The organism is Microbacterium terrae (assembly GCF_017831975.1).
GTDB classification, from domain to species: domain Bacteria; phylum Actinomycetota; class Actinomycetes; order Actinomycetales; family Microbacteriaceae; genus Microbacterium; species Microbacterium terrae.
Window position 1 is genome coordinate 1,957,462 of the sequence record NZ_JAFDSS010000001.1, and the last position, 13,629, is coordinate 1,971,090.

The following is a 13,629-nucleotide window of genomic DNA, read 5'->3' on the forward strand; positions in this document are numbered from 1 at the left end:
CCCGCGCGTCAGCGCCGGCCGGCGTGGAGCACCTCACGCACGACCAGCCCGGCCACGAGTGCCCAGAAGGCGGCGCTCACGCCCGCGATCGCGACGCCCGACGCGGCGACGAGGAACGTGACGACCGCGGGCATCCGCTCGCCGGGGTCGTCGATCGCCTGCTGCACCGCCGACCCGAACGCGGCGAACAGCGCGATTCCGGCCACCGCGGGGATCACTGCCGCGGGCGCCACGACGACGAGCGCCACGAGCGCGGCCGACAGCCCGCCGAGCACGATTCCCGACACGCCGGTCGACACGCCGGCGACCCAGCGCCGCTTCGGATCCGCGTCGGCCTCGGGCGCAGCGGCGAGCGCCGCGCTGATCGCCGCGAGGTTGATCGCGTGACCCCCGGCGACGGCGCCGACCGCGGTGCCGAGCCCGGTGACCGCCATCGCCGGGCGCCACGGCACCTCGTACCCGAAGCTGCGCATGATCGCGACGCCGGGCACGTTCTGCGAGGCCATCGTCACGAGGAACAGCGGCAGGGCGAGCCCCACGACGGCCCCGAAGGTCAGCGTCGGCGCGGTGAACTCCAGCCGCGGCACCAGCGTCGCCGGGTCGATCACGGCGCCGGTGGTGGCGACGTGCACCCCGATGACGACGGATGCCGCGACGAACGCGAGCGGCACCGCCCAGCGCGGCGCGAGACGCAGGCACACGAGCCACGTGAGGAGCACCGGCACCACGCCCCACGGGTTCTCGACCAGCCCGGTGAGCGGGGCGATGCACAGCGGCAGCAGCACACCCGCGAGCATCGCCTGGGCGACGGAGGGCGGGATGCGCGCGATCAGGCGCCCCAGCTGCGGCCACAGCGCCGTCAGCAGGATGAGGGCGGAGCACAGCAGGAACGCGCCGACCGCCGCCGGCCACCCGCCCTCGACCGCACCGGTCGCGGCGAGCACGGCGGCGCCGGGGGTCGACCACGCCACCGTGATCGGCATCCGGTACCGCCACGCGAGCACGATCGACGCGACACCCATGGTGAGGCACAGCACGAACAGCCCACTCGCCGCCTGCGCGTCGTCCGCTCCGACCGCATGGAGCCCGGTGAGCACCACCGCGAACGTCGACGTCACTCCGACGAGCGCCGTGACGATCCCGGCGACGATCGGGCGGGCGAGGCCGTGCACTTCGGTCATCTGCCCGACGCTAGTCGAGCCCGCCCGCTCCCACCGCACGGCGATCCGGTCCACCGGGCCGCGGGTGGCCCGGCCGCACCCTACGGCCGCTCGGCCTTGATGCGCTTCTTCGCCTCGCGCTCGGCGAGCACGGGCACGAAGTCGCGCACCTTCGCGGTCGACATCTCGCCCCGGACCTCGCCGACGATCTGCGCGACCCGGTCGGCGGGCACCTCCGAGTACTTCGCGGTCAGCCGTTCCACGATCTCGCGGAACGAGCCGTCTTCGTCGATGCTCTTGTCAGCCACGGGACTCCTTCTCCACAGCGTATGCAAGCGAATGGTACGCCCTCGAAGCGAACGATCGACGACGCCCGGAGACAGCGGCGATCAGGCGGAATCCTCGACGTCGGCGAGAACGTCGGCGAGCATCCGGTGCCCCTGCGCCTCGAACGGGGCGTCGCCGACCTGGTGGGCCCACACCGCGGTGCCGATGGCCTCGCGCAGGCGCATCAGGAGCCAGTGCGACGGATGCCGCGGGTCGCGCCCGTACCCCTCGAGGAACGCGGTCTCGCACTCCGGGGCGCACAGCCATTCCTGCGCGGCGAGCCGGGCGAGATCCGTGGCGGCCGGGCGGAACGCGAACCGCCCGAAGTCGATCACGCGCACCGCGCGGCCGTCGACCAGCCAGTTGCGCGGCTGCCAGTCCCCGTGCGTCGGGACGAGCGGGGCTTCGACCGGCGGCAGGGCCGCCAGCGCTGCGCGCAGCCGCTGCTCGACATCGGGCGCGATCGCATGGTCGGAGTCGAGCCACGCGAGCGCGCGACGACTGGCAGCGGCATCCGTCCCCTCCGAGGCGCGTGTCGCCTGCCCGTGGAACCGGCGGAGCAGCTCGCCGGCCCGGCGATGCACATCGGGAGCCGTGGCCGCGGGCGTGCCGAACGCGAGCACTCCCGGGAGGCGGTCGAGCACGAGCACGCGGGCCCCCCGATCGGCATGACGCAGTCGGGCCGCGCAGCCCTCGTCGGCCCAGACGCCGACGTAGCCGGAGCCGTCGTGCGCGTCGAGCTCCCGCCCGATGTGGTGGTTCGCCGGCGCGCCGGCCTTCACGATGAGGTCGCGCCCGCCGTGGCGCACGTGCAGCACGACGGTGTCGACCTGGTTCCAGCTGAGGTCGGCGACCACTCGCGCGCCCGGCAGCCAGACGTCCACCAGGGCGCGCTGCTCGGGCGACAGCCGGTCGAGGCCCACGTGTCAGACGGTGACGACCTGCGCGGTGCCGGTCGGAGCGCCCGGGCCCATCTCGGCGGCGATGCGGTTCGCCTCCTCGATCAGGGTGGCGACGATCGCCGACTCGGGGACGGTCTTGATGACCTGGCCCTTGACGAAGATCTGCCCCTTGCCGTTGCCCGAGGCGACGCCGAGGTCGGCCTCGCGGGCCTCGCCCGGGCCGTTCACGACGCAGCCCATGACGGCGACGCGCAGCGGCACGGTCATGTCCTTGAGCCCCTCGGTGACGTCTTCGGCGAGCGTGTACACGTCGACCTGGGCACGCCCGCAGGACGGGCACGACACGATCTCGAGCTTGCGCTCGCGCAGGTTCAGCGACTGGAGGATCTGGTGGCCGACCTTGACCTCTTCCGCCGGCGGAGCCGACAGCGAGACGCGGATCGTGTCGCCGATGCCCTCGGAGAGGAGGATGCCGAACGCGGTGGCCGACTTGATCGTCCCCTGGAAAGCCGGACCCGCCTCGGTGACGCCGAGGTGCAGCGGCCAGTCGCCCCGCTCGGAGAGCTGGCGGTACGCCTTCACCATCACGATCGGGTCGTTGTGCTTGACCGAGATCTTGAAGTCGTGGAAGTCGTGCTCCTCGAACAGCGACGCCTCCCACACGGCGCTCTCGACGAGCGCCTCGGCGGTGGCCTTGCCGTACTTGGCGAGGATGCGCTTGTCGAGCGAGCCGGCGTTCACGCCGATGCGCAGCGACACCCCCGCAGCCTTCGCTGCGGCGGCGATCTGACCGACGTTGCCGTCGAACTCGCGGATGTTGCCGGGGTTCACGCGCACCGCGCCGCAGCCGGCGTCGATGGCGGTGTAGATGTACCGCGGCTGGAAGTGGATGTCTGCGATCACCGGGATCTGGCTCTTGGCGGCGATGATCTTGAGCGCGTCGGCGTCGTCCTGGTGGGGAACGGCGACACGCACGATCTCGCAGCCCGATGCTGTGAGCTCGGCGATCTGCTGCAGCGTGGCGTTGATGTTCGTCGTCTGAGTGGTCGTCATCGACTGGACGCTGACGGGCGCGTCACCGCCGACGAGGACCTTCCCGACCTTGATCTGTCGGGTCTTGCGTCGCGGGGCGAGGGTTTCGGGGACCGTGGGCATCCCGAGATTCACAGCAGGCACGCCCCCAGCCTACGCGCGCCCGGCGGGCCGGGGCTGTGAAACGGATGCTCGCCGGTGCGGTCCGCCTGTGTATCGTCCCCCTCATGACGGTCAACCACGTGTACGCGCGCATGACGGGTCGCGATCCCCACCAGGCCCATCGCGCCGCGACACCCCTGGAGCTCCTGTTCGATCTCGTCTTCGTCGTCGCGTTCAGCCAGATCGGCACGCAGATGGCGCACTACCTCGAGCTCGGCCATGTCGGCACCGCCACCCTCGGCTGGTGGTTCGGCACGTTCGCCGTCGCCTGGGCGTGGATCAACTACTCGTGGCTCGCCTCGGCGTACGACACCGACGACATCTTCTTCCGCCTCGCGACGATGGTGGTGATGATCGGCGTGATCGTCGTGGCGCTCGGCGTGCCGAGCGTGTTCGCCTCCATCGAGGAGGGCGTGTACCTCGACAACGGCGTGCTGGTCGCGGGCTACGTGATCATGCGCGTGGCGACGATCGCGGTCTGGCTGCGTGTCGCGGCGCACGATCCCGAGCGCCGCCGCACCGCCTTGGCCTACGCGACGAACATCGGGATCGCCCAGGTCGGCTGGGTCGCGCTGATCTTCCTGAACTTGCCGATCGGCACCACGTTCGTCTTCACGAGCCTGCTCACCCTCTTCGAACTCGCGGGGCCGCTGTTCGCCGAGCTGCGCTTCGGCCGCACCCCGTGGCACGCGCACCACATCGCCGAGCGGTACGGCCTCCTGGTGATCATCACGCTCGGCGAGGTGATCCTCGGCACAGTGTTGGCCATCTCTGCGGTCGTCGAGGAGCAGGGATGGTCGCTCGAGGCGGCATCCGTCGCCTTCGGCGGCGTGGCGCTCGTCTTCGCCATGTGGTGGGTCTACTTCGCGATCCCGTGGGGCGAAGTGCTCGCCCGCCACCCCGGAAGGGCATTCGCGTGGGGCTATCTGCAGATCGCGCTGTTCGGCTCGCTCGTCGCCGTCGGCGCGGGGCTCCACGTCGCCGCGTACGTGATCGCCCACGAGGCGCACGTCAGCGCGGTGTTCGCGGCGTACGCGATCGCGATCCCGGTGCTCGCCTTCGAGACGCTGCTGTTCGTGCTGTACGCGCTGCTGGTGAAGCAGTTCGACCTGTTCCACCTGTGGCTCTACCTGGGCGTGATCGCCGTTCTCGTCGTCGCGATCGCCGCAGTCGCCGCCGGTGCGTCACTGGGGCTCGGCATCCTGCTCATCGCCTGCTCACCGGTGGTCGTGGTCGTCGGGTACGAGACGGTCGGCTGGCGGCACGGGCAGGAGATGGTGGCGCGAGCGACGCGCTGATGGCCAGCGGCGTCAGGCGGGCTGCTCGGTGAGCGCGCGGATGAGGCTCTGCGCGTCGTAGGGCCCCACGTGGCGCACGCCGTTCACGTAGAACGTCGGCACCGAGGTGATGTCCATGGCCTCCGCGTCGAGCATGTCGTCGCGCACGCGGCCGGTGACCTGGGCCGACTCGAGGTCGCGCTCGAACCGGTCGATGTCGAGATCGAGCTCGCGAGCCCGGCGGATGATGTCGCTCGGCAGCTGGTGCTGCTGATCGGCGAACAGGCTTCGTGAGAACTCGGCCCCCTTGCCCTGCAGCGTCGCGGCCTCGAACGCCTCGGCTCCGGCGAGCGCGTTGGGATGGAAGCGCTCGAGCGGCGCGTGGCGCCACACATAGCGCAGCCGGTCGCCGAGCTCGCGCCGCACCTCCTCGATCGACCCGGAGGCCTTCAGGCAGAACTCGCACTGGAAGTCGCCGTACTCCACGATCGTGAGCGGCGCGTCGACCGGCCCGTAGATCCGGTCGCGCGCAGGGTCGACGGCGCGCACGAGGGTGCGCCCGCCGTCGTCGTCGGGGCGCCGTGCGTCGGAGATGCGGAACATCGCCCACGACAGCACGAAGGCGATGACGGATGCCGCGAGCACGCCCACGCGCGCCTCGTTCTGCGCCGCCTCGTCGGTGATCGCCAGGTCGACGATGAACAGCGAGATCGTGAACCCGATGCCACAGAGCGCGGCACCGCCCGCGATCCGGTCGAGGGTGAGTCCGAGACCGAACTCCCCGAGTCTGAACACCTTCATGATCGCTGCCGCGCCGAAGACGCCGAGGAACTTGCCCACGACGAGTCCGACGACGATGGCCCAGGTGATCGGCGAGCGCACCGCCGCCGCGAGGATCGGTCCGCTGAGCTCGACCCCGGCGTTGGCGAGGGCGAACAGCGGCAGGATGACGTAGGCGACGTACGGCGCGTACGCCGACTGCAGTCGCTCGTTGATCGAGATCGACTCCCGCAGGCTGTTCGCGGCCTGGCGGGCGTATTCGCTGTTGGGCGACTGGCGGAACGTGCGGGCGAGTTCGAGCGCCTGCTCGACGTCGCGTCGGTTGGGGCGGTACACCGGAATCAGCAGCGCGATCGCGACGCCGGCGAGAGTCGGATGCACACCCGACGCCAGGAACGCCAGCCACACGATGATCGCGAGCGTCGCGTAGATGGGGCCGCGTCCGCGCCGCAGGAAGCGGGTGGCGTAGATGCCCGCGAGCCCGACCGCTGCCACGAGCAGCGGCATCGGCGAGAAGTTCTGCGTGTAGAACAGCGCGATGATGCTGAGCGCGCCGATGTCGTCGACCACGGCGAGCGCGAGCAGGAACACCCGGAGCCGGCCCGACGCCTTCGGGCCGATGAGGGCGAGCGCGCCGACGAGGAACGCCGTGTCGGTGGAGATCACGACGCCCCACGCATGCTCCTGGCCGCTGCCCGCGGAGATGAGGAGGAAGAGCACCGCCGGCACGATGAGGCCCGCGATCGCCGCCATCACCGGGATCATGGCGCGTCGCCAGCTGGTGAGCTCGCCGATCGCGAACTCGCGCCGCACCTCGAGCCCGACGGTGAAGAAGAAGATCGCCATGAGCGCGTCGTTCACCAGGGCGTGCAGGGTGAACGCAAGCTGCAGGTCGCCGAGGCCGATCGTCATCTGGGTCTCCCAGAAGCCGTGGTACGACTCGGCCGAGATGTTCGCCCAGGCGATCGCGGCGGCCGTGGCGATCAGCAGCAGCAGGGCGCCCTTGCGCGCTTCGCCGAGGTCGCGGATGCGCGCGGCGATCGACGGACGCCGATTCTCCCGCGGATCGGCGGCCTCGGGGTCGGGCGAGTGCTCGATGATCGTGAGCGGATGGATGCCGTCACGCGGCGGAGTCGTCGAGGTGTCGTTGTCGCTCATCGGACGGCGTCGCCTTCCTGCCGGGGCACACGGGCACGCCCAGTATCGTGCCGATCGGGACTCGGCGGGCGCTTTCTCGTGCAACGCCGGTCGGCGCGTTCGTCATCCCCGCGAGGGCGACGGATGCCGTGTGGTAGGTTCGGCGCATGTTCGCGCGACTCACCTGGTGGCTCACCGCATAGGCGGTGGGTTCGTGCGACCACAGACCGCCTTCTGGGCGGTCTTCTTCGTCAGGGAAGCCACCGCCCCACGACGAAAGACTTTGAGATGAGCCCGACCTCCTCCCCCTCGCTGACCGAGCTCGCGGCGAGCGGCACCCCCTTCGCCCTCATCTCGCGCGACTCCCGCACGGTCGAGATCCTCACCGGCGACGTCGTCGACGTCGACCTGCTCGCCGACATCCCGCTGACCGACGCCGCGGGCGCCGCCCGCGAAGTGCTCGCGCTGGTGCCCTATCGCCAGGTCGTCGAACGGGGCTTCGTCTGCCACGACGACCGCGCCCCGCTGCGATGCCTCGTCGTCGGCGAGCACCGCACGGTGTCGCTCGACGACGCGTTCGCGCAGCTGCCCACGGCATCCGTCCCCCTCGGCGACCCCGGTTTCGACATCGCCGACGAGGACTACGCCGACATCGTGCGCACCGTGATCGCCGACGAGATCGGCCGCGGCGAGGGGGCGAACTTCGTCATCCGGCGCGACTTCACCGCGACGGTCGGGACGGATGCCGCCACCGCTGCACTCACGTGGTTCCGGGCTCTCCTCGCACACGAGCGCGGCGCGTACTGGACGTTCGCGGTGGTGACCCCGGGGCACGTCGCCGTGGGTGCGAGCCCCGAGGCGCACGTGAGCGCGGTCGACGGCGTCGTGACGATGAACCCGATCTCGGGCACCTTCCGCCACCCGGCGGGGGGCGCCACCGCGGCCACGCTCAGCGAGTTCCTCGAGTCGACGAAGGAGACCGAGGAGCTCTTCATGGTCGTCGACGAGGAGCTCAAGATGATGAGCGCCGTGTGCAGCGACGGCGGCCGGATCACCGGTCCGCACCTCAAGGAGATGTCGCGGCTCACCCACACCGAGTACGTGCTGCGGGGGCGCAGCCGGCTCGACCCCCGCGACATCCTCCGTGAGACGATGTTCGCCCCGACCGTCACCGGGTCGCCCATGCAGAACGCGTGCACCGTCATCGCGCGGCACGAGGCCGAGCCGCGCGGCTACTACTCGGGCGTGGCCGCCCTCTTCACCCCGCGCGAGACCCTCACGGCGAACGAGCCCACCCACGACCTCGACGCCCCCATCCTCATCCGCACCGCGTACCTCGCCGACGGCACGCTGCGCGTGCCCGTGGGCGCGACGCTCGTGCGGCACTCCGACCCGTATGGCGAGGTCAGCGAGACCCACGGCAAGGCCGCCGGCGTGCTCGGAGCGATCGGCGCGGTCCCCCGCGACCAGGTCGCCGAGGCGAGCATCGACGAGGATGCGCCGACCCCCGAGCCCCGTCGCCTCGCCGACGACCCCGACATCGCCGCGCTGCTGCGCTCGCGCAACGAGCGGCTGGCGTCGTTCTGGCTGAACCCGCAGGGCTCGGGCGAGACTGCGCCGTTCGCCGGGCGCAGCGCGCTGGTGGTCGACGCGGAGGACCGCTTCACCACGATGCTCGCCCACCAGCTGCGCCACCACGGCCTCGCGGTCGAGATCGTGCCGTGGAGCGAGGTCACCGATGCGCAGGTCGACGCGGCGGAGCTGCTCGTCTCGGGCCCCGGGCCCGGCGACCCGCGCGACCTGTCGAGCCCGCGCATCCGGCGCATGCGCGAGGTGGTGGCCCGTCGTCGTGCGGCGGGGGCACCGCTTCTCGCGGTGTGCCTCAGCCACCAGATCCTCGCCGACACCCTCGGAATCGAGCTCGCGCCGCTCGCCGCCCCGCATCAGGGCCTGCAGAAGGAGGTGGACGTGTTCGGCGTGCCGGCATCCATCGGCTTCTACAACACGTTCACCGCCCGCGTGCCCGCGGGGACCGACCGTGCGGGCGAGGCCGAGGTGTCGGCCGACGCGTCCGGCGACGTGTACGCGCTGCGCGGGCCCGCGTTCGCGTCGGTGCAGGGACACCTGGAGTCGATCCTCTCGCGCGACGGCATGACGACGCTCGAGCGCCTCGTCGGCCACGCGCTGGGCACGGGCGCGGCGTAGCCCACCTCGCCGGCGGGCTCACGCGCCCGAACCGGGGGTGTGAGCTCACCTGCCCGGGTCAAGGGCGCGAGCTCACCTGCCCGGGTCAGGGGCGTGCGCTTCACCTGGGGCGCGCGCCGCGCGCTCGGCGAGAAGGCGCTGCTCCGCTCGGTTCGCGGTGAGTTCGAGGGCGCGGAGGTCGGAGATCACCGCGAGGTCGTCGCGACCGAGTTCGCGAAGCGCCTCGGCCCGCACCGCGTGCCACAGGTGCGCGCCGTCGAGCTGGGGCGCGATCTCGTCGAGCTCGGCGAGCGCGCGCCCCGCTCCGTCGGCCTTCAGCACGGCGACCGCGCGGTTGAGCCGCACGATCGGCGACGGGTCGTGCGTGAGCAGCATGTCGTACAGCACGCGCACCTGGTGCCAGTCGGTGTCTGCCGCCGACGCGGCATCGGCGTGACAGGCGGCGATCGCCGCGTGGAGCTGCCATCGCCGGGGCGCGCGCAGCGCAGCGGCCCGCTCGAGCTCGGTCCGCGCCTCGGTGAGGAGGCCGGCATCCCAGCGGCCGCGGTCCTGCTCGCCGAGGAGTACGAGATCGCCGTCGACCGCCCGCGCGTCCTCGCGCGCGCGGTGGAACAGGAGGAGTGCGAGGAGCCCGTGCGCCTCGGCGTCGCGCGGGAATGCCGCAGCGATCACCCGCGCGAGCCACACCGCGTCGTCGGCGAGGTCACGGTCGGCCGCCGCGTCGCGCTCGGCGCCCAGGTGCGCCTCGCTGTACATCACCGACACCACGGTGAGCACGAGGTCGAGCCGGTCGCGCCGCTCGTCGGGTTCCGGCACGCGCAGCGGGATGCCGGCGACGGCGATCTTGCGCTTCGCCCGCGAGATGCGCTGCCCGGTCGCGGAGTCGGTCGACAGGGTGGCGTGCGCGATCTGCCGCGTCGTCAGTCCGCACACCGCGCGCAGTGTGAGGGCGAGCTGCGCATCGGGCGAGAGCGCCGGGTGACAGCATCCGAACAGCAGCGGCATCCGCTCGTCGGGCTCGGCGTCGCCCGCGGATGCCGGTTCGGGAAGCAGCGCGAGCTTGTCGCGATACCGTCGCTCGCGCCGCAGCCGGTCGAGCGCGTTGTGGCGCGCGGCCTGGGTGAGCCACGCCGCCGGCCGCGGCGGGATGCCGCGCACGCGCCACTCGCGCAGCGCCTCCTCGACCGCGTCGGCGACCGCCTCCTCGGCGACGTCGAAGCTGCCCAGGGCCGCGGTGAGCGCGCCGACTATGCGCCCCACCTCGGCGCGCATCACGCCGGCGAGGGCGGCGTCGGATGCCGCGGCGCGGCCGGTGCCGCCCGCGTCCGCGGCATCCGTCGCCATCACTCGAACTGGCTGTAGTCGGTCACCATCGGGCGGATCTCGATCGCGGTACCGGGGAACCGCATCGACGGCCAGGTCTTCACCAGGGCGACCGCGGCATCCATGTCGGCGACGTCGATGACGCTGAATCCGCCGATCACCTCCCGGGCCTCCGAGAACGGTCCGTCGGCGACCACCGGGCCGGACTCACCGTACTTGACCGTCGTCGCCGTCTCGACGGGTTCGAGTTCGGCACCGCCGTCGGCGATCGCCGATCCGTGGTCCTGGAACCACTGGTAGATCTGGGCGTAGTCCTCCTGCCGCGTCTCTTCCGACAGCTGCCGGTCGAGCACGGGCACAGAGGTGAACATGATCACGTACTTCACGGTCGTGGTCCTTTCGTCAGGGGAACCGTTTCATCCCCACAGCGAACGGACAAGACCGTTTTCGACACGTTCTCCGAAAAACTCAGAACAGCGACACCGGATTGATGATGTCGGCCAGGATCAGCACGCCGCCCATCACCACGAGCGCGATGACGACCACGAACGTCACCGGCACGAGCCTGGTCGCATCGACCGGCTTCGGCGGCGGGCGGTTCGTCATCTTCGCCCACGCCCGCTTGAGCCCGTCCCAGAGCGCCACCGCGACATGCCCGCCGTCGAGCGGGAGGAGCGGGATGAGGTTGAACACGAACAGCGCGATGTTCAGCGATGCCAGGAGTGAGAGGAGACCCGCCACCCGGTTCAGCACCGGTGCATCGGCCGCGGCGACCTCGCCCGCCAGCACGCCGGCGCCCACGACGCTGAGCGGACCGTTCGGATCGCGCTCCTCGCCCGTGACGAGGGTGACACCGGTCTCGTATACCTTCACCGGCAGCTGCCAGATGATGCCTGCGACGGCGCCGACGTTCTGCGCCGCCGTCTGCGCGCCGGTCCAAATCGGCTGCCGGAGGTACGCGACCTCTTGACGGATGCCGGCGATGCCGACCTCCTCGGTGACCGGGTCGCCGTTCTCGTCGAGCACCGGCTGCCCGGTCTCGTCGGTGACGGCGCGCTCGACGGCGACCGGCGTCACCTGCAGCGTCAGCGTCTCGCCGTCGCGCTCGACGACGACCTCGATCTGCTGCCCGGGCGAGGCCTGAATGATCTCGGATGCATCGGCGAACGTCGTGATGGGAGTGCCCTCGACCTCGACGAGCACATCGCCCGGCTCGATGCCGGCCGCCACCGCCGGCGCCTGCGGATCGGATGCCGCGCACTCGGTGCGATCGGTGTCGGCGGGGATGATGCACTCGCTGACCGACGAGACCGTCGTCGTAGCGGAGAGCACGCCGATCCCGCTCAGCAGCACGGTGAAGAGCACGATCGCGAACGCGAGGTTCATGAACGGCCCGCCGAGCATGATCACCACGCGCTTCCACACCGGGAGCTTGTAGAAGACCCGGTCGTCGTCGTGTCCGTCGAGGGTCTCGTCGTTCGCGGCACGGGCGTCCTGCACCATCGTGGCGAAGAATCCGCCCCCCGCACGCCCGTCGCGGCCCGCGGCGAGCTCCTTCGGGGAGGGCGGGTACATGCCCGCCATCGAGATGTAGCCGCCGACCGGCAGAGCCTTGAAGCCGTACTCCGTCTCGCCGCGCCGGCGCGACCACAGCGTCGGGCCGAAGCCGATCATGTACTGGCCGACACGCACGCCGAACTTCTTGGCCGGCCAGAGGTGCCCGAGCTCGTGCAGCGCGATCGACACCGCGAGGCCCACGACGAGCAGCACGACGCCGATGACGAATGCGATGACTTCCACGATGCACACGCTACCCGCGTGACGCTTTGAGTTGGCCGTGACGAGGTGCCGCAGGCGGTCGACTACCCTCGTCCAGGGAGGAATCGTGACGCCACGGAATGTCCGCGCACTGCGCGGCGGCCTCGCGGCGTCGGTCGCGAGCCTCCTCGGCGCGACGGCCCACACGCTCGCCGGCGGCGGCGCACCGGCCCCCTCTGTCGTGGCGGCAGTCGCGATCCTCGCCTGGCCGGCTGCCGTGGCCTTCGCGGGGCGCCGGCTCTCGGTCTGGCGCACCGGTGCCACCGTCGCGGTGAGTCAGATCCTGCTCCACTTCGCGTTCGTGCTCACGGCGGGGGCCGACCCGACGCTGTCGATCGGGCACGACCACCACGGATCCGCCGCGCTCGATCCGGTGATGGCCGCGTCGATGAGCGGCCTCCTGCCGGCGCCGTCCATGCTCGCCGCCCACCTCGCGGCGGCCGCCGTCACGGTAACCGTCCTCTGGTGGGGCGAACGGATGCTCACCGCCCTCGCGGGCGGGATCCGCACCCTCTTCTCCCGCATGCGCGAGGTGGTCCCGCCCGCGCGTGCCGCCCTCCCCCGCGTCTCGTTCCGGCGCCCGGCCGGCCGCCGCGCCGGCGTCGCCCTCTCGTCCCTGTCTCGGCGCGGCCCGCCCGCGCTCGTCATCGCGGCTTCCTGACGCCGCGGCATCCGCACGCGCCGGCGTCCTGCCGTCGCGCAGTTCCCGCATGCATGCGCAGCGCCCGCCGGGCCGCTGCGGACCGATGACGAAAGACACCTCATGAACACCTCTTCCCACCGCCCCACCCGCATCCGCACCATCGCCCTCGGCGCCGCCGCCGGCGTCGCCCTCGCCGTCGGGGTTCCCCTCGCGGCCTCGGCGCACGTGCACGTCGACCCGGGCACCGCCTCGGCGGGATCGACGCAGACGCTCACCTTCGCGTTCTCGCACGGGTGCGACGGATCACCCACCACGGCGCTCGCGATCGACGTCCCCGAGGGCGTGGCGAACGTCACGCCGATCGTCCAGGGCGGGTGGAGCATCGCCCGCGACCTCGGATCCGACGGCATCGCCACGCGCGTCGTCTTCACCGCCGATACCCCCGTCGAGGACGGGCTGAAGGCGACGGTCTCGATGGACGCCCTCTTCGCCGAGGACGCTGCCGACACCGACATCGCCTTCCCGGTGACCCAGCTCTGCGCCGAGGGCGAGACCGCCTGGACGCAGATCGCCGAGGAGGGCGAAGACCCCCACGACCTCGACAGCCCGGCTCCCGTCGTCGCGGTCGGCGCGGCGGTGGCGGAGGACGAGCACGGTCACGGCGACGCGGCTGCGGAGACGGCTGCCGCCGACGCGGACCACGACGAGGCTGCGGCCGCGGCGCCGGAGGCCGACCCGGTGGCGCGCTGGCTCGCCGCCGGCGGCCTCGTCGCCGGCGTCGCGGCCCTCGCCGTGGTGCTGCTGCGCGGACGCCGCAAGGCCTGACACACCGCCGGCCGGGTGGGCGGACGTGCCTCGGCACG

General features: G+C 71.9%; 12 protein-coding genes. 4 read left to right on the top strand and 8 right to left on the bottom strand.

Annotated features, from left to right (window positions below):
* Nucleotides 1-8 precede the first annotated feature (8 nt).
* From JOD63_RS09105 to ispG, 4 genes are all read right to left on the bottom strand, one after another.
* Nucleotides 9-1,181, bottom strand: coding sequence for a benzoate/H(+) symporter BenE family transporter (locus JOD63_RS09105; RefSeq protein ID WP_052682375.1), 1,173 nt, complete (start codon nt 1,179-1,181; stop codon nt 9-11).
* Nucleotides 1,182-1,261: 80 nt separating this feature from the next.
* Nucleotides 1,262-1,468 (bottom strand): three-helix bundle dimerization domain-containing protein, encoded by a 207-nt coding sequence (locus JOD63_RS09110; RefSeq protein ID WP_045274653.1) that lies wholly within the window; start codon nt 1,466-1,468, stop codon nt 1,262-1,264.
* Nucleotides 1,469-1,549: 81 nt separating this feature from the next.
* Entirely contained in the window at nt 1,550-2,410 is an 861-nt protein-coding gene (locus JOD63_RS09115) for an aminoglycoside phosphotransferase family protein (protein ID WP_045274652.1), read from the bottom strand.
* A gap of 3 nt (nt 2,411-2,413) precedes the next feature.
* Complete coding sequence (gene ispG, locus JOD63_RS09120; protein WP_045274651.1) at nt 2,414-3,544, bottom strand: flavodoxin-dependent (E)-4-hydroxy-3-methylbut-2-enyl-diphosphate synthase; 1,131 nt, start codon at nt 3,542-3,544, stop codon at nt 2,414-2,416.
* A 104-nt stretch (nt 3,545-3,648) separates the two neighbouring features.
* On the opposite strand from ispG, the gene JOD63_RS09125 reads away from it, so the two are divergent.
* The gene (locus JOD63_RS09125; protein WP_084613374.1) at nt 3,649-4,881 is read left to right on the top strand and encodes a low temperature requirement protein A; all 1,233 of its coding nucleotides are present in this window, start codon (nt 3,649-3,651) and stop codon (nt 4,879-4,881) included.
* 12 nt (nt 4,882-4,893) lie between these two features.
* Here JOD63_RS09125 and nhaA read toward each other — a convergent pair whose 3' ends face one another.
* The gene (gene nhaA, locus JOD63_RS09130) at nt 4,894-6,798 is read right to left on the bottom strand and encodes a Na+/H+ antiporter NhaA (RefSeq protein WP_052682373.1); all 1,905 of its coding nucleotides are present in this window, start codon (nt 6,796-6,798) and stop codon (nt 4,894-4,896) included.
* A 267-nt stretch (nt 6,799-7,065) separates the two neighbouring features.
* On the opposite strand from nhaA, the gene JOD63_RS09135 reads away from it, so the two are divergent.
* On the top strand, nt 7,066-8,982 hold the full coding sequence (locus JOD63_RS09135) for an anthranilate synthase family protein (RefSeq protein WP_045274649.1): 1,917 nt from the start codon (nt 7,066-7,068) through the stop codon (nt 8,980-8,982).
* A 72-nt stretch (nt 8,983-9,054) separates the two neighbouring features.
* Here the strand turns inward: JOD63_RS09135 and JOD63_RS09140 are convergent, their stop codons facing one another.
* From JOD63_RS09140 to JOD63_RS09150, 3 genes are all read right to left on the bottom strand, one after another.
* A complete protein-coding gene (locus JOD63_RS09140) occupies nt 9,055-10,326 on the bottom strand; it encodes an RNA polymerase sigma factor (protein WP_045274648.1) in 1,272 nt (423 codons plus the stop codon).
* Nucleotides 10,326-10,691, bottom strand: coding sequence for a YciI family protein (locus JOD63_RS09145; RefSeq protein WP_045274647.1), 366 nt, complete (start codon nt 10,689-10,691; stop codon nt 10,326-10,328). The genes JOD63_RS09140 and JOD63_RS09145 overlap by 1 nt, the downstream gene beginning before the upstream one ends.
* A gap of 82 nt (nt 10,692-10,773) precedes the next feature.
* Nucleotides 10,774-12,105 carry a M50 family metallopeptidase gene (locus JOD63_RS09150; RefSeq protein ID WP_045274670.1) on the bottom strand — a complete coding sequence of 444 codons (1,332 nt, stop codon included), beginning with the start codon at nt 12,103-12,105 and terminating at the stop codon, nt 10,774-10,776.
* A gap of 85 nt (nt 12,106-12,190) precedes the next feature.
* Between JOD63_RS09150 and JOD63_RS09155 the strand changes: the two genes are divergently transcribed.
* Nucleotides 12,191-12,784, top strand: coding sequence for a hypothetical protein (locus JOD63_RS09155; RefSeq protein ID WP_052682371.1), 594 nt, complete (start codon nt 12,191-12,193; stop codon nt 12,782-12,784).
* 102 nt (nt 12,785-12,886) lie between these two features.
* Nucleotides 12,887-13,591, top strand: coding sequence for a YcnI family protein (locus JOD63_RS09160; protein ID WP_045274646.1), 705 nt, complete (start codon nt 12,887-12,889; stop codon nt 13,589-13,591).
* The last annotated feature ends 38 nt before the right edge of the window (nt 13,592-13,629 follow it).